This is a genomic window from Phaeovulum sp. W22_SRMD_FR3, from assembly GCF_052113705.1.
Classification (GTDB): Bacteria; Pseudomonadota; Alphaproteobacteria; order Rhodobacterales; family Rhodobacteraceae; genus JBGQOG01.
This window is the reverse complement of the sequence record NZ_JBGQOG010000004.1, coordinates 123,276-140,631: the sequence shown is the minus strand read 5'-3', so window position 1 is coordinate 140,631 and position 17,356 is coordinate 123,276. Positions and strand designations below refer to the sequence as shown.

Annotated in this window: 16 protein-coding genes; 5 read left to right on the top strand and 11 right to left on the bottom strand. The window is 64.4% G+C overall.

What is annotated here, in order from left to right:
• Positions 1 to 123: 123 nt before the first annotated feature.
• Together ACEN2S_RS06945 and ACEN2S_RS06940 are read right to left on the bottom strand one after the other, a co-directional pair.
• Positions 124 to 795: a response regulator gene (locus ACEN2S_RS06945; RefSeq protein ID WP_441864171.1), complete on the bottom strand. Its 672-nt coding sequence runs from the start codon at positions 793 to 795 to the stop codon at positions 124 to 126.
• 213 nt (positions 796 to 1,008) lie between these two features.
• Positions 1,009 to 1,926: an AraC family transcriptional regulator N-terminal domain-containing protein gene (locus ACEN2S_RS06940; RefSeq protein ID WP_441864168.1), complete on the bottom strand. Its 918-nt coding sequence runs from the start codon at positions 1,924 to 1,926 to the stop codon at positions 1,009 to 1,011.
• Positions 1,927 to 2,085: 159 nt separating this feature from the next.
• Here ACEN2S_RS06940 and ACEN2S_RS06935 point away from each other — a divergent pair, with 159 nt between their 5' ends.
• Positions 2,086 to 2,883: an SDR family NAD(P)-dependent oxidoreductase gene (locus ACEN2S_RS06935; RefSeq protein ID WP_441864166.1), complete on the top strand. Its 798-nt coding sequence runs from the start codon at positions 2,086 to 2,088 to the stop codon at positions 2,881 to 2,883.
• 82 nt (positions 2,884 to 2,965) lie between these two features.
• On the opposite strand, the gene ACEN2S_RS06930 is transcribed toward ACEN2S_RS06935, so the two are convergent.
• The gene (locus ACEN2S_RS06930; protein WP_441864164.1) at positions 2,966 to 3,136 is read right to left on the bottom strand and encodes a hypothetical protein; all 171 of its coding nucleotides are present in this window, start codon (positions 3,134 to 3,136) and stop codon (positions 2,966 to 2,968) included.
• Between the two features lie 552 nt (positions 3,137 to 3,688).
• On the opposite strand from ACEN2S_RS06930, the gene ACEN2S_RS06925 reads away from it, so the two are divergent.
• From ACEN2S_RS06925 to ACEN2S_RS06915, 3 genes are read left to right on the top strand one after another with little or no spacing between them, the layout of a single operon-like run.
• Positions 3,689 to 6,313: a PAS domain S-box protein gene (locus tag ACEN2S_RS06925; protein ID WP_441864162.1), complete on the top strand. Its 2,625-nt coding sequence runs from the start codon at positions 3,689 to 3,691 to the stop codon at positions 6,311 to 6,313.
• 14 nt (positions 6,314 to 6,327) lie between these two features.
• Complete coding sequence (locus ACEN2S_RS06920) at positions 6,328 to 6,771, top strand: response regulator (RefSeq protein WP_441864158.1); 444 nt, start codon at positions 6,328 to 6,330, stop codon at positions 6,769 to 6,771.
• 4 nt (positions 6,772 to 6,775) lie between these two features.
• The gene (locus ACEN2S_RS06915; RefSeq protein ID WP_441864155.1) at positions 6,776 to 8,854 is read left to right on the top strand and encodes a response regulator; all 2,079 of its coding nucleotides are present in this window, start codon (positions 6,776 to 6,778) and stop codon (positions 8,852 to 8,854) included.
• A 105-nt stretch (positions 8,855 to 8,959) separates the two neighbouring features.
• Here ACEN2S_RS06915 and ACEN2S_RS06910 read toward each other — a convergent pair whose 3' ends face one another.
• From ACEN2S_RS06910 to ACEN2S_RS06875, 8 genes are all read right to left on the bottom strand, one after another.
• A complete protein-coding gene (locus ACEN2S_RS06910) occupies positions 8,960 to 9,742 on the bottom strand; it encodes an enoyl-CoA hydratase-related protein (RefSeq protein WP_441864152.1) in 783 nt (260 codons plus the stop codon).
• Between the two features lie 83 nt (positions 9,743 to 9,825).
• Positions 9,826 to 10,305, bottom strand: coding sequence for a cytochrome c-type biogenesis protein (locus ACEN2S_RS06905; RefSeq protein ID WP_441864150.1), 480 nt, complete (start codon positions 10,303 to 10,305; stop codon positions 9,826 to 9,828).
• A 4-nt stretch (positions 10,306 to 10,309) separates the two neighbouring features.
• The gene (locus tag ACEN2S_RS06900; protein WP_441864748.1) at positions 10,310 to 12,268 is read right to left on the bottom strand and encodes a heme lyase CcmF/NrfE family subunit; all 1,959 of its coding nucleotides are present in this window, start codon (positions 12,266 to 12,268) and stop codon (positions 10,310 to 10,312) included.
• 197 nt (positions 12,269 to 12,465) lie between these two features.
• A complete protein-coding gene (locus ACEN2S_RS06895) occupies positions 12,466 to 12,981 on the bottom strand; it encodes a holin family protein (protein ID WP_441864147.1) in 516 nt (171 codons plus the stop codon).
• The gene (locus ACEN2S_RS06890) at positions 12,972 to 13,583 is read right to left on the bottom strand and encodes a holin-associated N-acetylmuramidase (protein WP_441864144.1); all 612 of its coding nucleotides are present in this window, start codon (positions 13,581 to 13,583) and stop codon (positions 12,972 to 12,974) included. The genes ACEN2S_RS06895 and ACEN2S_RS06890 overlap by 10 nt, the downstream gene beginning before the upstream one ends.
• Before the next feature lie 82 nt (positions 13,584 to 13,665).
• Positions 13,666 to 14,121 carry a cytochrome c maturation protein CcmE gene (gene ccmE / locus ACEN2S_RS06885; protein WP_441864142.1) on the bottom strand — a complete coding sequence of 152 codons (456 nt, stop codon included), beginning with the start codon at positions 14,119 to 14,121 and terminating at the stop codon, positions 13,666 to 13,668.
• Positions 14,122 to 14,139: 18 nt separating this feature from the next.
• Positions 14,140 to 15,168: an N-acetyl-gamma-glutamyl-phosphate reductase gene (gene argC, locus ACEN2S_RS06880; RefSeq protein ID WP_441864140.1), complete on the bottom strand. Its 1,029-nt coding sequence runs from the start codon at positions 15,166 to 15,168 to the stop codon at positions 14,140 to 14,142.
• 48 nt (positions 15,169 to 15,216) lie between these two features.
• Positions 15,217 to 16,029 (bottom strand): glutamate racemase, encoded by an 813-nt coding sequence (locus ACEN2S_RS06875; protein WP_441864137.1) that lies wholly within the window; start codon positions 16,027 to 16,029, stop codon positions 15,217 to 15,219.
• A gap of 388 nt (positions 16,030 to 16,417) precedes the next feature.
• Between ACEN2S_RS06875 and ACEN2S_RS06870 the strand changes: the two genes are divergently transcribed.
• Positions 16,418 to 17,329 (top strand): LysR family transcriptional regulator, encoded by a 912-nt coding sequence (locus tag ACEN2S_RS06870; RefSeq protein ID WP_441864135.1) that lies wholly within the window; start codon positions 16,418 to 16,420, stop codon positions 17,327 to 17,329.
• The last annotated feature ends 27 nt before the right edge of the window (positions 17,330 to 17,356 follow it).

Genomic DNA, 17,356 nt, shown 5'->3' with positions numbered 1-17,356 from the left:
GTCCCGACAGGATGGCCCGTGGCGCGCGCCCTCGGGGCCAACCCTGCATCGAAAAGGCCGGCCTCTGCCCGAGAGACCGGCCTGAAATCAGGTGACACCGAAACGGCCCGACCGAAGAGGGGCTCAGTGAACGGCGCCCGTCCCGCGTGCATCATGCTCGCGCCCTTGCAGGTGACGGATCGCCCCCACCCGGTTGCTGACACCAAACTTCTGCATCACGCTGGTCATGTAATGTTTGACGGTCTTTTCGCTCAGATGCAGACGGTCCGCCACCTCGCGGTTGGTCAGGCCCTTTTCCACTTCGCGCAGCACCTGCTCTTCGCGGCGGCTCAGCCCCAGCGACGGCGCCCCTTCGAGCTTCACCTGCAGCGCCGCATCCATCAGCCGCGCCGCAAACTCGGGCGAGACATAGGACTGATCTGCCATCACCACCTCAATCGCCGCCAAAAGATTGCCGGAACTGACGCCCTTCAGGATAAAGCCGCGAGCCCCGGCCGTGATCGCCGCCATCGCCACAGATGCATCGTCGCAGGCCGTCAGGATCACGCAGCGCACTTCCGGCGTTTTGCTGACAATCGTCTTCAGTGCCTCAAGGCCGCCGCCGGGCATCGTGATGTCCAGCAGCATCACATCCGGTCGGTACTTGATGGCCAGACTGACCGCCTCTGGCGCCGACGCGCCCTCGCCGATCACACGCATTGAGCGCTGCTGCGCCAAGATCGCGCTCAACCCCTGCCGGACAACCTCGTGGTCATCGACGATGCCCACTGTGATCAGGTTCGCTCGAACTCCCATAGTCTCTCCCCCCACACACCACGCCCGCAACGGGCGCGGCCATCACCTTGCAAAAAAACAATAATTTGGCGGAATAAGGCGAGTATAGCACCACAGGACCGTCCCTTGAGTCAAGCAAAACCAATGGGCGCCCCGCCGCCCCGGCGCAACACACTGTTGCCAAACGCGCATTCTTGGCCGGGAACCCGGAACGGCGATGCGCCCCGGTGACGCCTATGCCGGCGCGGCCAGCGTCCTGCGCTGACGCCGCTGATCTTGCTGCGGAGAGGCACCGAACAAACGCGCATATTCGCGGCTGAAATGGGTGGGACTTTCATAGCCCACCGCATAGGCCGCCCCGGCCACCCCTTCGGCACCGGCCATCAACAAGCGCCGCGCCTCCAGCAGCTTGAGATTCTTGTGGAACTGCAGCGGCGTAATTGCCGTAACCTGCCGGAAATGCTCGTGAAAGCCGGAAACACTCATCCCCGCTGTACGTGCCAGATCGGCAATGCTCAGGCGCTCGGCCAAACCGCGTTTCATCACCGTGATCGCCCGCGCGATGCGTGCCGCATGCCCTTCCGTCGCCAGCAGGTCCCGCAGGGCCGCACCCTGCGGCCCGGTCAACAGCCGGTAGTAAATCTCGCGCCGGATCAGGGGCGCCAGAATGGGGATTGCCGCGGGCTGGGCTGTCAGCCCGAACAGCCGCTCCATTGCGGATACCAGCGGCGGAGACACCGGGGCCACTGTGGCAAGCCGCCCGACGACATCGGTGCCCGGCGCGGCCTGCCCCGGAGGATCAGGCAGCTGCGCCGCGAGTTCGCGCAAGATGTCCAACTCAAGGGCCACGGCCAATGCCAGATAGGGCTTGCCCGGGCTGGCCTCGACGACATGCGAGAGGGCGGGCATTTCGAAACTGACGATCAGCCCCTGCCCCGCCGTCAACCGCAGGGTCTGCGCGCCTTGCATCAATTGCTTTTCGCCTTGCAGCACGAGGCAAAACACCGGCTGGTACAGCGTATGCCGCATCACCCCAACCGCCCGGCTGCGCGCGATGGCCAGCCCCGGAACGCCGGTCTCCGCCGGATCCTCCCCCGCCGCCAGCGCGTCCGCGGCGGCCAGCACCTGCGCCATCAACGTCTCTTGCTGCATGCAAACCTCCTCCAGCTACAAAACAGCCTGCCCCCCGGCACGGCGGGCGACAAGCCTGATGAGCGGCGCTTTGGAGAATTGGGCAGATTACTTGGAGAAGGCGAGAGGCAGAGCGCCGCGCGATCTCCTATTTTGCCCCAGGAACACAGGAGAGCCATCATGAGCATGACCGCAAACACCACCACAGACACCCCGGCGCGGCCGCGCAAAATCGCGCTGATCACCGGCGGCAGCCGGGGATTGGGCCGCAACGCCGCGTTGCATCTGGCCCGCGCCGGGATCGATGTGGTGCTGACCTATCTGAACAATGCCGAGGATGCCGCGGGCGCCGTGGCCGAGATCAGGGCGCTCGGGGGCCAGGCCGTCGCCTTGCAACTGGACACCGGCAAGACTGCCGAATTTGACAGCTTTGTCATCCGCTTGCGCGACGCGTTGCGGACAGGATGGGGGCGGGAAACCCTGGACTTTCTGGTCAACAACGCCGGGATTGGCATCCACAAGAGCTTTGCCGAAACCACCGAAGACGATTTCGATCTGTTGATGAACATCCATCTGAAGGGCGTGTTCTTCCTGACGCAACGCCTGCTGCCGGTCATGAACGATGGCGGACGGATCGTAAATCTTTCCAGCGGCCTGGCCCGTTTTTCCATGCCTGGCTTTGCAGCCTATGCCGCGATGAAGGGCGGGGTCGAAGTGCTGACGCGCTATCTGGCCAAGGAGTTGGGGCCGCGGGGGATTTCGGTGAATGTCGTGGCACCGGGCGCCATCGAAACCGACTTCGGCGGGGGCGCGGTGCGCGACATTCCTGAGATGAACCGGGCGATCGCCGCGCAAACCGCGATGGGCCGCGTCGGCATGCCCGATGACATTGGCGGCGCCATCGCCACGTTGCTGGGCGGCGAGACCCAATGGATCACCGGCCAACGCATTGAAATCTCGGGCGGCATGCTGCTCTGACGCGCAGGCATTCCCGATCAGCAGTAGGGGCGGGAGGGGCGGGACACGATGTGCCCGCCCTTTGCGCTGTCGCCGGTCAGGCTCAGCCGTGCGGCGCCACCGCCACTGGCATTTCCACTGCCCCAGATGCGCTGGAGGCTTCAAGCTTTGGCGGGAATTTCACGCCCGGCCCCGGAGCGGCAAGCACCGGCAGCGCCAGCGCCGAAGAAACGAGCAGCAAAGCCGCAGGCAGGGCAATCCGAAGAGGGTTCATCGCAGGTCTCCTGACAGGTCTCTGCAGGTGCAGAGCGGCATGAATGATTGTGCCGACATCCGGCATGACTTGGGTTTCCCCCGAGAGCAGGGCAAAAATGCGGCCAAGGGGTGGCAGCAAGCGGGACGGCCGGTTTCTGACGGCCGAAACTCTGTATAATTTTCGTGATTTCAATATATTAAGAGAAAATACACCATGTGTTCTGCGCCCTGCGCCACAGGCCCGGTACGGGGCGGCGCGGCCCGGGCCGCGGCACAGGGCCTGCCATGGCCAACCCCGCCACGCCATGTCAGACGGGCACAACCATCGCGGGTAGGTATTTCCATACCTGCCCGCGATTCATATTGGAAAAACAATCAATCGCTGTCACTCTTGTTTGATATAGGGAACCAACAGGCAGGCGGTGACAGGCCTTGAAACTCTCATTCTGACGCGAATTAACCAACCGTTAACTGATTATGCGCACCATGTTTTGTCGGGGCAACGCAAAGCCCTGCCGGGCGAAGAAGCCTCTTGCACCAGAAGAGGTTAAGGTCTTGGGGTAATAGTATAATGCTGAGTGAGACACCGCGAGGGCCAGAGGCGTGGCGTACGCGCCGTTTTGGCGTTCTGGGTGCTGTCGGCCCCATTCTCGCCAATCAGGTGGCGCGGCAGTTCGCGCTCTGGGTGTTTTTGTGTCTGGCCGCAATCATTACGCTGGTTTTCGTGCTGCTTTTTGCCACGCAGCGCAGCGCCATCTTCAACAGTCTGGCCAATAACGCCGCCAATGCCAGCGCCCTTGCGGCCAGCAGCATCACCGAGCGCCTCACCGCGGTGCTGAGCGATGTCGGATATTTGTCGCATCAGTCCTCCGCCTATGGTGCGGCGTTGGACGGCACGCCCGAGGAATTGCGCGAAGCCACTGAGCATCTTGAGCGCGAGTTTTTCATCTTCAGCGAGGAAAAGCGCAACTACGACCAGATCCGCTTCATCGATGTCGACGGCAATGAACGCATCCGGGTCAACCGTGACGCCGAGGGCAGCACGCTGGTGCCCGCTGCCGCATTGCAAAACAAGGCAAACCGGCCCTATTTCGCCAAGATCCTGAACGCGCCCCGCAGCCAGATCTATATCTCGCCGATTGATCTGAACATCGAAGAGGGGCAAATCGAAAAGCCCCACAAACCGGTGATGCGCGCAGGTGTGCCTGTATATGGTACCGGCACCGCCCCGCAGGGCATCATGATCGTCAACTACCTTGCCGGACCGCTGCTCGACGGGCTGGACCATAATACCAAAACCAGACTCGGCGATGCCTGGTTGCTGAATGACGCGGGCTACTGGCTGCACGATTCGGATGGTGAAAAGTCCTTTGCCTTCATGTTCCGCGAGCGGCAGGAAGAAACGCTGAAACACACGAACCCCGCGCTTTGGGCGACCATCAGCGCCAGCAAAAACGGAATTGTCTGGGAAGCCGGCGATCTCTATGCCTTCAACTGGGTGGCCTCTCCTGTGGGGATCCGGCCGCTGGATTGGCCCGGCATGGTTATGGTCACGCATCTGGGCGGCGCGGCCCTCAGTGATCCCATTCGCCAGATGGGTCGGAATATCCTGCTGACATCGCTGATGTTTTACCTGCTGGCGGGCGCCGCGGCCCTGTTCTCCGGCGCCCAGCGCAATCGCCGCGCAATGGCAGAGGGCGACCGCCGCTCGTTCGAGGAGCGTTTCCGGCAGGTCGCGGAAACCGCCAGTGACGGCATTGTGTCGGCGAACACGGCCGGAAACATCACCTTTTTCAATGAGGGCGCAGAGCGGATCTTCAAAACCACGGCGGCAGAAATGCTGGGGCAACCGCTGCGCAAGCTGATGCCCGAGCGCTATTGGCCGGGGCATGAGGCGGGCATGGCGCGGGTCGCCGGGGGCGGCGCCCGGCATGTGCTGGGCAGTGTGACAGAGCTGGTTGGACGCCGCTCGACGGGTGAGGAATTTCCGCTCGAACTCTCGCTCGCGATGGCAAAAACCGGGAAAGAAACGCTGTTCACCGGCATTTTGCGCGACATCAGCCGCCGCAAGCAGCAAGAAGACCAGATCCGCACCAACCAGGCGCGCATCAATGCCCTGTTCGAAAGCGTGCCCGACGGCATGGTGGTCACCGATGACAAAGGGGTCATTCTGCGGGTCAATTCCTCAACCACGCGCCTGTTTGGCTATTCGGCGGAAGATCTGGTGGGCAAGCGGGTCGAGATCCTGATGCCCGGCGCCACGCGCCAACGCCACGTGGCGCATCTGGCAAAATATGCCAGCGCCCCGCGGACGCGCGATATGGGCGAAGGTCAGGCGCTGTACGGCTGCCGCTCGGACGGCAGCACCTTCCCGATCGCGGTCAGCCTCAGCCCGGTACAAACCGATGAGGGCGCGCGCTTCATCGCCTCGGTCCGCGACATCACCGAACTGGCCGCGGCCACGCAGCGGGTCTCTGACCTGAACAGCAAACTGGCGCGCGACAACAATGAACTTGAGGTGCTGAACAAAGAACTTGAGGCTTTTTCGGCCTCGGTCTCGCATGACCTGCGCAGCCCCCTGCGCGCGATTGACGGTTTTTCCAAAGCCCTGCTTGAGGATTACGCCGACAAGCTGGATGAAGATGGCCGCGATTATCTGCACCGGGTGCGCGGCGGGGCACAGCGCATGGGGATGCTGATCGACGATCTGCTGAACCTCGCGCGGATCACCCGGGCCGAATTGCTGTTTGAAGAGGTCAATCTGAGTATCCTCGCCGATCAGGTGATCGAAGAATTGCATCAGGCCGAGCCCGAAAGGATGGTAGAAGTGGAAGTCGTGGCGGGGATGCATGTGCGCGGCGACCGTCGCCTGCTGAAGATCGCGCTGGATAACCTGATCGGCAATGCCTGGAAGTTCACCGGCAAAACAGAGCATGCGCGCATTGAAGTGGGCATTCGCAAGGAGGGCACGCAGGTTTTGCACTATGTCCGCGACAACGGCGCCGGTTTCGACATGGCCTATGCGGATCAATTGTTCCGGGCCTTTCAGCGGCTGCACGATGCGCGGCTGTTTCCGGGTACCGGAGTCGGGCTGGCGACGGTACAGCGGATCATGCACAAGCATGGTGGACGGATCTGGGCTGAGGCCGAACCGGGCCAGGGGGCGACGTTCTATTTTACCCTGCCGCAGGGATAGAAAGAGAGGCTGAGATGGGAAACACGATCCTGCTGGTGGAGGATAACGCGGATGATGAGGCGCTGACCCGCCGCGCGTTTCGCCAGAATAAAATCAGCAATCCCATCGTGGTGGCCCCGGATGGTGCCGCAGCGCTGGATTATCTGTTCTGCACGGGCCCCTATGCCGACCGCGACCCGGCGGATGTGCCGCAATTGGTGCTGCTGGATCTGAACCTGCCAAAGATCAGCGGGCTCGAGGTGCTCAAACGCATCCGTCACGACCATCGGACCGCCTGGCTGCCGGTGGTGGTGCTGACCACCTCGCGCGAGGAGCAGGATGTGATTGACGGGTACCGCAACGGCGCCAACAGCTATGTGCGAAAACCTGTTGATTTTGATGAGTTTGTCGCTGCCGCACGCCAGTTGGGGCTTTATTGGCTGTTGCTGAACGAAAGCCCGGCGCGGATGGGAGGGTAACCGCATGGGCGAAAAATCTGTCGGCGACGTCAAAGGGCGGCCGCTGAATGTGTTGATGATTGACGATTCCGATGATGATGCCGCGTTGTGCCTGCGCGAGTTGTCACGCAGCGGCTATCAGGTGACCTATGAACAGCTTGCGCGTGCCGAGGATCTGACCCGCGCGCTGACCCGGGGCGGCTGGGATGTCGTGCTCTGCGACTATACCATGCCCAGCTTTTCCGGCGCCGAGGCCCTGAGCATATTGCGTGCGGCCGACAGCGAGACGCCGTTCATCTTCGTGTCCGGCACCCTGGGCGAAGAGAATGCCGTCGCGGCCGTCAAAGGCGGCGCGCAGGATTATGTGATCAAGGACAATCTCAGCCGTCTGGCCCCGGCGGTCAGCCGCGCCCTGCAAGAGGCCGAGGTGCGCCGCAACAACCGCCGCGCCGAAAGTGAACGGCAGCGCGCCGAAGCCCGGTTCCGCAAGATCCTCGAAGTGGCGCCGGATGCGATTGTGGCGGTGGATCAGCTGGGCCGGGTCACCCTGTGCAACCCCGCGGCAGAGCGCATGTTCGGCTTTCGTGCAGGCGGGCTGACCGGGCAGGTGTTTGATCTGATTGAACCCTCGCCATTCACCCTCGCACCGCACGGCGGCGATGCGCATGAATATCTGGCCCAGCGCAGCGATGGCATGCCCTTTGCGGTGGAAGTCTCGGTTTCGGAACTCGCCGATGACGAGACGCCGCTGCGCATGGCGGTGATCCGCGATATTTCCGAGCGCAAGACGCTGGAGGCGCAGCTGCGTCAGGCACAGAAAATGGAGGCTGTGGGGCAGCTGACCGGCGGGATCGCCCATGATCTGAATAATCTGCTGACCGCCGTTCTGGGCAACATCGAACTGTTGCAGGAAGAGGTCGTGCTCAGCCCCGAGGCCGCCGATTGCGCCGAACAGGCCCTGGCGGCGGGGCGGCGCGGCGCGCAATTGATCGGGCGGCTGCTGGCCTTTTCGCGGCGGCAGGTCCTGCAGCCCAAAATGCTGGAACTCACCAGCCGGCTGACGGCGGTGATTGACCTGATGCGCCGCCCGCTCGGCCCGCAGATCGACATGCGGCTCGACGCCGATCCGCAGCTTTGGGACAGTTACATCGACCCCGCCCAGTTCGAGGCGGCAATCGCCAATCTGGCCATCAATGCCCGCGATGCGATGCCCGATGGCGGCCGGATCACCATCCGCGCCCGCAACCTGTCAATCGACGCCGACGGGCTGCACGATGAACCGGGCATGGGCGGTCATCTGAGCACCGATTCCACGATTGGCGAGGGGCCGGGCGCGGGCGATTATGTCCATCTTTCGGTGATCGATACCGGCACCGGCATCGACCCCGAGGCGATGGAGAAAGTGTTTGAGCCCTTCTTCACCACCAAACCCGAGGGGCGCGGGTCAGGTCTCGGGCTGAGCATGGTCTATGGCTTTGTCAAGCAATCGGGCGGCCATGTGCGCATCATCAGCCGCCCCGGTGCGGGCACGAGCGTGGATCTGTTCCTGCCGCGGGCTCTGGGCAGCCAAAGCCCCGCCACACCGGACAATCTGGCCCATTTCGTCTCCACCGCGGGGCGCAAGGCGACCCCGGCAGGGGGAGCTGCGCCGCGCGCCGCGACGGCGGGCAGTGCCACCCCCGCGCCGCGTCAGGTCCGGATTTTGGTGGTGGAAGATGACCCCGCCGTGCTGGGCGCGGTGACATTGGTGCTGAACCGTTTTGGTCATCAGGTGCTTTTTGCGCGGGATGGTCAGGCCGCATTGGACATTCTGCGGCAGGACGCTGGCATCGAGCTGCTGTTCACCGATGTGATGATGGCCAATGGCATGTTTGGCCCGGATCTGGCGCTGGAGGCCATGCGGATCCGCCCGAACCTCCGGGTTCTGTTCACCTCCGGCAATCCCGACATGGCGCCGGGCGCCGCCCAAAAACGGCTGGAGGAATTGGGCACGATGCTGCCCAAACCGTGGCGGATGCCGGATCTGGCCCGCGCCATCGAAGGCGCGCTGAACGGCCCCGTCGCCGCGCCGCCGGAGGCGCGGCCGCCGACACCGCTGAACTGAGCCCGGCGGGCGGGCAGGCTTCGGTCAGGCCCGCAGGCAAGACCGCCCTGCGCGCCGGGGCTGGAGCCCTGTGGCGCTGCGCCCTCTGGACAGGGCAGTGGCTTCCTATGCGCCGGTGAACCGTGCGACGCGTTTTTCAAGGAAAGCCCGCACGCCTTCGGGAAAATCCGCGCTCCGGCCGCAGCGCCCCTGCCCTGCGGCCTCCAGCGCCAGCTGCGCGGGCAGATCATTGTCATAACTCGCGCGCAGTGCCGCTTTGATCTCGGCATAGGCCAGGGTGGGTCCGGCCGCGAGCTGGGCCGCGCGCGCGCGCCAGCCCGCCTCAAACCCGGCATCGGGCAGCGCCTCCCAGATCATCCCCCAGTCGGCGGCCTGCCGCGCCGGGATGGGTTCGGCAAAGAGCATGGCCCCCATCGCGCGCGCAAAACCCGCCTGACGCGGCAACCACCAGGTGCCGCCCGCATCCGGCATCAGCCCGATCCGGGTAAAGGCCTGGGTGAAACGCGCGCTTTCGGTTGCAATCACCACATCGGCCGCCAGCGCCAGATTGGCCCCCGCCCCCGCCGCCGCCCCGTTCACCGCCGCAATGGTCGGGATCGGGCAGTCGTAAATCGCATTCAGCATCGGCACATATTCGTCGCGCAGGACACGGGCGAGGTCGAGCGCCGCCAGATCGCCCGCATCCACCAGATCCTGTCCCGAGCAGAAGGCGCGCCCCGCGCCGGTCAGCACCAGCACCCGCGCCGAGCGGCCCGCCTGCTGCACCGCCTCGGTCAGCTCGGCCCGCATCTGGCTGTTCAGCGCATTCATCACCGCCGGACGGTTCAGGGTGATGATCGCCTGCCCTTCGTGCAGGTGATAGGTAAGTGTGGTGAATTGATCGGACATGTCGGGCCTCCCCTGGCTGATCCGAAGATGCCGGGGCGACGCGCCGCAGGAAAGCGGAACACTACGTCAGTTGCACAGAAATGTCAGTTGCGCAGAATTTCCGCCAGCCGCGCCCGCTCTTCTTCCGTCAGCTCCGGCGGCATCACCGGCGCGGCCGCCCGCAGCTCTGCCTGCCGCCGCCGCCGCCAGACCAGACCGGCCCCGCCGAGGGCCAGGATCAGCGCCCCGGGCCCCGCCAGCCAGAGGATCAGGTTCACCCCCTTCGCCTCCGGCTCGAACAGCACATATTCGCCATAGCGGTCGGTGATATAGGTCAGCACCTGATCGTCGCGGTCGCCCGCCAGCAGCCGCTCGCGCACCAGACGGCGCAGGTCCCGCGCCACATCGGCATTGGAATCGTCGATGTTCTCGCCCTGACAGACCGGGCAGCGCAGGATCTGGCTGAGCGCCCGCGCCCGCGCCTCGAGTGCCGCATCGGGCAGGATCTCATCGGGCAGCACGGCCCCCACCGGCCCCGACAGGGCGAGCATCAGGATCAGCGGTGTCAGTACATGTTTCAGCATGGGCTCACTCCGCCGGAGTGCCGACAAGACGGCCCCGCCGGGCGCCCGCCGCCACACGGTAGCGCCGATCCGTCAGGCTGAGCACGCCGCCCAATGCCATCAGCATGGCCCCCGCCCAGATCCAGTTGGCAAAGGGTTTGATATACGAGCGCACGGCCCAGCCGCCGTCCTGCTGCTTGTCACCGATCACCAGATAGATGTCGCGGGTCAGGCCATTGTCGATGGCGGCCTCGGTCGTCGGCATCCCCTGCACCGGGTAAAAACGCTTTTCGGGATGCAGCACGGTGACCAGCTTGCCGTCGCGGGTCACGGTCATCGTGCCTTCGGCGGCGGTGTAATTCGGCCCCCGCACCTGATCCACGGCATCGAGCGTGATGCTGTAGCCGCCCACCTCAAAGGGTTCGCCCACCTGCACCACGCGGATATCCTCGACCGACCAGGCCGTCAGCAGGCCCACGCCGATGAAGGTGACACCCAGCCCCCCATGCGCAATGGCCTTGCCCCAATCCGCGCGCGGCAGACGGGTCAGGCGGGCGGGCACATGGCCCGCGCGCTGCCACAGCTCGGTCAGCGCGCCCAGCACCAGCCAGACGCCCAGACCCGCGCCAATCGGCGCCACGGCCGAGCGGTTGGCCCCCACGGCCCAGATCAGCATGGCCAGCGCCACGGTGAGCAAGAGCGCCGGATAGAGCGGCCGCAGCGAGCGCCGCACCGTGGCGCGCTTCCACGGCATCAGCGCGCCGACGGGCAGAAGGACCGCCAGCGCGATCATGAACGGCGTGAAGGCCTGATCAAAGAACGGTGCCCCAACCGAGAGTTTCCGGTTCCAGGCGATCTCGGCAATCAGCGGCCAGACGGTGCCGACAAAAACCACCAGCGCCGCGACGGCCAGCAGCACGTTGTTCAGCACCAGCGCCGTCTCGCGGCTGACCAGTGCGAACATGCCCCGCGCCTGCATCGACCCCGCGCGGGCGGCATAGAGCGTCAGCGCGCCGCCCACGAAAATCGCCAGAATGAACAGGATGAACACCCCGCGCTCCGGGTCATTGGCAAAACTGTGGACCGAGGTGATGACGCCCGAGCGCACGATGAAGGTGCCGATCAGCGAGAAGCCGAAGGCGAGGATGGCCAGGAGAATGGTCCAGCTTTTCAGCGACTCGCGCTTTTCCACCACGATGGCGGAATGCAGCAGGGCCGCGGCCAAGAGCCAAGGCATGAAGCTCGCGTTTTCCACCGGATCCCAGAACCAGAACCCGCCCCAGCCGAGTTCGTAATAGGCCCACCAGCTGCCCAGCGCGATGCCGATGGTCAGAAAGATCCAGGCGGCCAGCGTCCAGGGCCGCACCCAGCGCGCCCAGGCGGCATCGACGCGCCCCTCGATCAGTGCCGCCACCGCGAAGGAAAACGCCATCGAGAGGCCGACATAGCCGAGGTAGAGGAAGGGCGGATGGAAGGCGAGACCGGGGTCTTGCAGCAGCGGATTGAGGTCCTGACCGTTGAAGGGCGGCTCGGTCAGGCGGTCAAACGGGTTCGAGGTGAAGAGGATAAAGGCCAGAAAAGCCAATCCGATCAAGGCCTGAACCGAGAGCACCCGTGCCCGCAGCCGGGGCGGCAGCGCGCCGCCAAACACCGCCGCCGCCGCGCCAAACAGCGCGAGGATCAGCACCCAGAGCAGCATCGAGCCCTCGTGGTTGCCCCAGACCCCGGCGATTTTATAAAGCATCGGCTTGTCGGTATGCGAATTGGCCCAGACCACCCGCAGCGAGAAATCCGAGGTCACAAAGCCATGCATCAGCGCGGCAAAGGCAAAGGCAATCAGCAAAAACTGTGTGATGGCCGCAGGTTGCCCCACCGCCATCCAGCCCGACCAGCCCTTATGCGCGCCAATCATCGGCAGGCTCGCCTGCAGGAGCGCCACCCCCAGTGCCAACACCAGGGCAAAATGGCCCAGCTCTGCGATCATCATCGGTCCTCCGCGTTTCAGCGCCCATCATAGGCGGTGCCGCGGTCCGGGCCAATGGGGATGCGCGCCGATGTCGCGCCCGCCCTGCTGCGCCCGGCGCGGGACGCGGCGGCGGGCGGCCCGGGCCGGGCATCGCCCCACCGCAGTGGCCCGCCGATGCGGGGGCTGGCGGGCGCGCGAAGGGGCCAATTCGGCCTTTATGTCTGCGCCGCCCGCCAGTCCCGCAAGGCGGGATTGTCCCCGGCCGCTGTCAGGCTGTCCCCTCCCGCTTTGGGCGGTGCCGCATTGACGGTCACTTCCGGGAGCACGACGCCCGGCCGGGTGCGAAAGTAATGCGCCTCACGCGCACCGAAGTAAAAGCTGACGATGGCGGTCAACAGCCACCACAGGGGCTCGGGCACGGTGGCAAGGCCCTGCATCCGTCCGGCAAAATGCACCGGATCGATCATCGCATAGGTGAACAGACCCAACGTGCCCAGCGCCAGAAACGGGCGCGGCAAGCGGTTGATTCCATTGACCACCGTATCAAACAGACCGGGGCGGACGTTCTGGAACTCTGCCGCCCCGGCATTCACCGCCGCGGTATAGGCGCTCAGATCCGCCTCCAGTTTCTTGGTGGCATTGGGCACAAAAACCTCGGCCAGATTTGCAGCGGCAGTGCCGAGCGCGGTGGCGGCCGGCGCGCCGCCGATCAGTTTCGAAATCAGCCCCATGCGGCGGTCCTTTCGCGGTGTTCAGCCTCGGTCAGGTGATATTTCGGGGAAATGAAACTCTCGGCGCGGATGATCCAGCCGCCCTTGCCACCGTCCCGGCGCCGGGCATATTTGCGGCTGGCCGGGCGGGCATCGGCAAGGCTGTAATAGTAATTGCGCCGGGCAATACCATAAGCATCAGCCAGAAATTGCGGCGCCATTTCAGCGGCCTGCGCCGCCACCGCGCGGGTCTCTGGCCCGATCTGCCCGTCCACGGCAAGCGACAGCCCCATCTCAACAAGCAACCGTTGCAGGATGCGCACCGCATTGGCCCCGGCATTGACATACATGTCAAAGACCGAGGCCTGCAGCATCGCGGGCAGGCCGGAAATCCCGGGACGGTTGAAGTAATGCTCAACGAAGATCTCCACCGCCTGATCCCGGCTCAGCGCCTGCACATCGGCCAGCGTCACCTTGCCGTCGCGGGTCAGATCCAGCCCCAGCCGTTGCAGGGTGGCCAGGGTGACGCCGTATTTCGTGGCGCCCCCCGGATCATCGGGGTCATTCACATAGCCGCCTTCGCGGGCGACAATCTCTCGGGCAATTTCGGTGACGCTCTGCATGGCCTCTCCCCGGCATGAAAACCGGGTCAGGCTGCGCTTGGGGCGTTAATTCGGCGCAAGGGCAGCGCACGCTGCCCCCCGTTCAGCTCGCGGGTTTGGCCTTGGGGTCAACGTAAACGCCCTGCTCTTTCAGCGCGTCGACCACTTCCTTCGGCATATAGCTCTCGTCATGTTTGGCGAGGATTTCCGTGGCGATAAAGGTATCCCCCTCCATCGAGCCGGTGCCGATCATCCCCTGCCCCTCGCCAAAGAGGTCGGGCAGCACGCCGGAAAAGCGCACCGGCACCTCGGCATTACCATCGGTGACGGTGAAGGTGACCACCTCGCCCTGGCCGCGCACCAGACTGCCATCGGCCACCAGCCCGCCCAGACGGAACACTTCCCCCGCGCGCGGCGGGTCAGAGGCCAGCTGGCTCGGCGCGCGAAAGAAGTTGATGCCATCGCGCAGTCCATAGCCGATCAGCGCGGTGGACAGGATCAGCGCGACCACTGCCACCAGCAAGACCTGAATCCGGCGTTTCTTTTTTAGACTGCGCATCCGCCCTGCGGCCTCTCGTTACGGGAAGACCGGCGCGAGCATCAGCCCGGCGGTTTCCTCAATCCCCAACATCAGGTTGGCGTTCTGGATCGCCTGCCCCGACGAGCCTTTGCACAGGTTGTCGAGTGCCGCCATTACAATGACCCGGCCCGGAAGCCGGTCCGCCACCACGCCAATATGCACATAGTTCGACCCGGCAATCGAGCGTGTTGAGGGGACTGCGCCGAAAGGTAGCACCTCGAGGAAGGGCTCGGGCGCATAGCGGGCGGCCAAAGCCGCGTGAATCGCCTGCGCATCGCCCCGGACATAGACGGTGGCGAGGATGCCGCGGTTGAAGGGCATCAGATGCGGGGTGAACTGCACCTGCACCGGCCGGCCCGCGACTTTGGAGAATTCCTGATCGAATTCGCCCAGATGCCGGTGCGTTCCGCCCGCCGAATAGGGATGCGTGCCGCCCGACAGCTCGGCATGCAGCAGGTTTTCCTTCAGGCTGCGGCCCGCGCCCGAGACCCCGGCTTTCAGGTCGATGATGATCTCATCAAGATCGATCACCCCCGCCTCGATCAGCGGCCGGATGACGTATTGCCCAGTAGCCGCGTTGCAGCCGGTGCCCGCCACCAGACGTGCGGCGGCAATCTCCTCGCGGTAGAACTCGGTCAGGCCATAGACCGCCTCGGCCTGCAGATCGAGCGCGGCATGCGGCTTGCCGTACCATTTTTCATAGGCGGCCGGGTCGCGCAGCCGGAAATCGGCGGAAAGGTCCACCACTTTCAGGTCACGCGGCAGTTCCTTGATGACGGCCTGCGAGGTGGCATGCGGCAAGGCGCAAAACGCCAGATCAACGCCGGAAAAGTCGATATCCTCGATCTTTTGCAGCGCGGGCAGCGGCAGATGCCGCAGATGCGGGAACACATCGCCCATCGCCATCCCGGCCTTGCGGTCGCCCGAGAGGGCAACGATCTGCATGCTGGGATGGGTGGCGATCAGGCGGACTAGCTCGGCGCCCGTATAGCCCGAGGCTCCGAGGATGGCGATTTTATGGGTCATGGGTCTATCCTTTGACGGATGGAAAGGCTGAAAGTGCACGGTGTCGGCTTATGCCGCTTCGAAGGTAATCCCGCGTCGCAAAAACTGTGTGGCATGGCTCGAGACCGATTTCGGATCGCCGGTGGTCAGGAATTTCGAAACCATGCCGGGCCCGAGGAACTCCGGGCGGCGTTCAAGGTAGTCGGCAAGGCTCTCTGCCACCAGATTGGCCTGGCTGTAGACTTTGACATCAGGGCCGAGCGCATCCTGAAAGACATGCTGCATCAACGGGTAATGCGTGCAGCCGAGGATGGCGGCCTCCGGCTTCGGCATCCGGCGCCGCAGCGCCTCCACATGGCTGCGCACCATCGCTTCGGCCAGGATCTCATCGCCCTGCTCGATCGCATCGACGACGCCGCCACAGGGCTGCGCCTCCACATCCACGCCAATCGCCCGGAAGGCGAGTTCACGCTGAAAGGCGCGGCTGGAGACCGTGGCCGGGGTGGCAAACAGCGCCACATGTTTCACCGCCACTTCGCGCGGCGGGGTGTTGTCGCCCCATTGCCGCTCGGTCAGCGCCTCGATCAGCGGCACGAACACGCCCAGCACGCGCTTGTCCGCCGGAATCCAGGTCTCCTGCATCCGCTTCAGCGCGGCGGCAGAGGCGGTGTTGCAGGCCAGAATCACCAGATCGCAGCCCTCTTCCCAGAGGCGCTCAACCCCCTTGCAGGTCAGCTGGAAAATATCCTCGGCGTCACGGACGCCGTAAGGTGTGTGCGCATTGTCGCCGAAATAGACGAGCGGCAGCGCGGGCAGACGGGCGGCGATGGCGGCATGTACGGTCAATCCGCCCAAACCACTGTCAAATACACCTACTGCCATGGCTGCCTCCTGCGCCGAATGATAAGGCCCCCCTCTTAGTCTGAGTTGGACGGGAAATCCATCGCCTGTTGAAGGTGCTAGCGCCGCTGTGAGCGGGACCCGCACCGCCCCGAAGGCCGCAACCGCCGCGTCAAACCGCCGGAACCGCCGCGCTACACCGCCGCCACCACCACCCCACCGCCGCAGCGCGCGCTTGGTCACGGGGCGACAATCTGTCAGGATCGCGCAATATCGTAGCCTGTTTGCATCGAGGATCGCGCCCGGCCTCGCCCCATGAGCGGCGAATCGGCACAGTGACAAAAATACACGGAAAGCTGTTTGTTAAGTTTGTCAGGCCTATGTAAGAAAACTTGGGTACTATCAGGGTGACAGGCCAGAAAGAAAAAAGATGGATTGGGACAAGCTCAGAATATTTCACGCGGTGGCGGATGCGGGGTCGCTCACGCATGCCGGTGATGTGCTGCATCTGTCGCAATCGGCCGTCAGCCGCCAAATCCGCGCGCTCGAGGACAGCCTCGGGACGACGCTGTTCCACCGGCACGCGCGGGGGTTGATTCTGACGGAACAGGGTGAGCTGCTGTTTGACGCAACCTCGACCATGGCCCGCAAGCTCGACACCGCCGCCGCGCGCATCCGCGACAGCGAAGAAGAGGTGTTTGGCGAGCTGAAGGTGACCACCACCACCGGCTTTGGCACGCTCTGGCTGGCCCCGCGCCTCGTCAAACTTTACGAGCGCTACCCGGATCTGAAAATCGATCTGATGCTGGAAGAGCGCGTGCTCGACCTGCCGATGCGCGAGGCCGATGTGGCGATCCGCATGAAGGAACCGAGTCAGGCCGATCTGATCCGCAAACGGCTGCTGAACATCCGCATGCGCCTCTATGCTTCGCCGAAATATCTTGAGCGCAAGGGCACGCCCGCTGCGATGGAAGATCTCGCGGGCCACCGGCTGATCTGCCAGAACCCCTCGACACCGCAGGTGGCCGCCGGGGCGGAACTGGCGCAACGGCTGCTGGGCTATGACATTCCCTCGACGTTGACGGTGAATAACTACTTCGGCGTGCTGCAAAGCGTGCTGAACGACATCGGCATCGGCGTTTTGCCCGATTATCTGACCGCCGATTTCCCGCAACTGCGCCGGGTGCTGCCCGATGTGGAATCGGTCGAAGTGCCGGTTTTCCTCGCCTATCCGGAAGAGCTGCGGCAATCGCGCCGCGTGACCGCCTTCCGCGACTTTGTGCAGGAAGAGATCATGGCCTATCGCCGGGCCCAGATGGGGCAGGAAACAACCACCGATTGAGTGACCTATTCGCTACATGCATAGCGG

What these genes read in the sequence shown, in the direction of transcription:
- ACEN2S_RS06920 (WP_441864158.1), top strand. Translation starts at nt 6,328, where the DNA reads ATGGGAAACACGATCCTGCTGGTGGAGGATAACGCGGATGATGAGGCG.
- ACEN2S_RS06875 (WP_441864137.1), bottom strand. Translation starts at nt 16,029, where the DNA reads ATGGCAGTAGGTGTATTTGACAGTGGTTTGGGCGGATTGACCGTACAT.
- ACEN2S_RS06890 (WP_441864144.1), bottom strand. Translation starts at nt 13,583, where the DNA reads ATGCAGAGCGTCACCGAAATTGCCCGAGAGATTGTCGCCCGCGAAGGC.
- ccmE (WP_441864142.1), bottom strand. Translation starts at nt 14,121, where the DNA reads ATGCGCAGTCTAAAAAAGAAACGCCGGATTCAGGTCTTGCTGGTGGCA.
- ACEN2S_RS06925 (WP_441864162.1), top strand. Translation starts at nt 3,689, where the DNA reads ATGCTGAGTGAGACACCGCGAGGGCCAGAGGCGTGGCGTACGCGCCGT.
- ACEN2S_RS06930 (WP_441864164.1), bottom strand. Translation starts at nt 3,136, where the DNA reads ATGAACCCTCTTCGGATTGCCCTGCCTGCGGCTTTGCTGCTCGTTTCT.
- ACEN2S_RS06905 (WP_441864150.1), bottom strand. Translation starts at nt 10,305, where the DNA reads ATGCTGAAACATGTACTGACACCGCTGATCCTGATGCTCGCCCTGTCG.
- ACEN2S_RS06895 (WP_441864147.1), bottom strand. Translation starts at nt 12,981, where the DNA reads ATGGGGCTGATTTCGAAACTGATCGGCGGCGCGCCGGCCGCCACCGCG.
- ACEN2S_RS06870 (WP_441864135.1), top strand. Translation starts at nt 16,418, where the DNA reads ATGGATTGGGACAAGCTCAGAATATTTCACGCGGTGGCGGATGCGGGG.
- ACEN2S_RS06940 (WP_441864168.1), bottom strand. Translation starts at nt 1,926, where the DNA reads ATGCAGCAAGAGACGTTGATGGCGCAGGTGCTGGCCGCCGCGGACGCG.
- ACEN2S_RS06945 (WP_441864171.1), bottom strand. Translation starts at nt 795, where the DNA reads ATGGGAGTTCGAGCGAACCTGATCACAGTGGGCATCGTCGATGACCAC.
- argC (WP_441864140.1), bottom strand. Translation starts at nt 15,168, where the DNA reads ATGACCCATAAAATCGCCATCCTCGGAGCCTCGGGCTATACGGGCGCC.
- ACEN2S_RS06900 (WP_441864748.1), bottom strand. Translation starts at nt 12,268, where the DNA reads ATGATCGCAGAGCTGGGCCATTTTGCCCTGGTGTTGGCACTGGGGGTG.
- ACEN2S_RS06935 (WP_441864166.1), top strand. Translation starts at nt 2,086, where the DNA reads ATGAGCATGACCGCAAACACCACCACAGACACCCCGGCGCGGCCGCGC.
- ACEN2S_RS06915 (WP_441864155.1), top strand. Translation starts at nt 6,776, where the DNA reads ATGGGCGAAAAATCTGTCGGCGACGTCAAAGGGCGGCCGCTGAATGTG.
- ACEN2S_RS06910 (WP_441864152.1), bottom strand. Translation starts at nt 9,742, where the DNA reads ATGTCCGATCAATTCACCACACTTACCTATCACCTGCACGAAGGGCAG.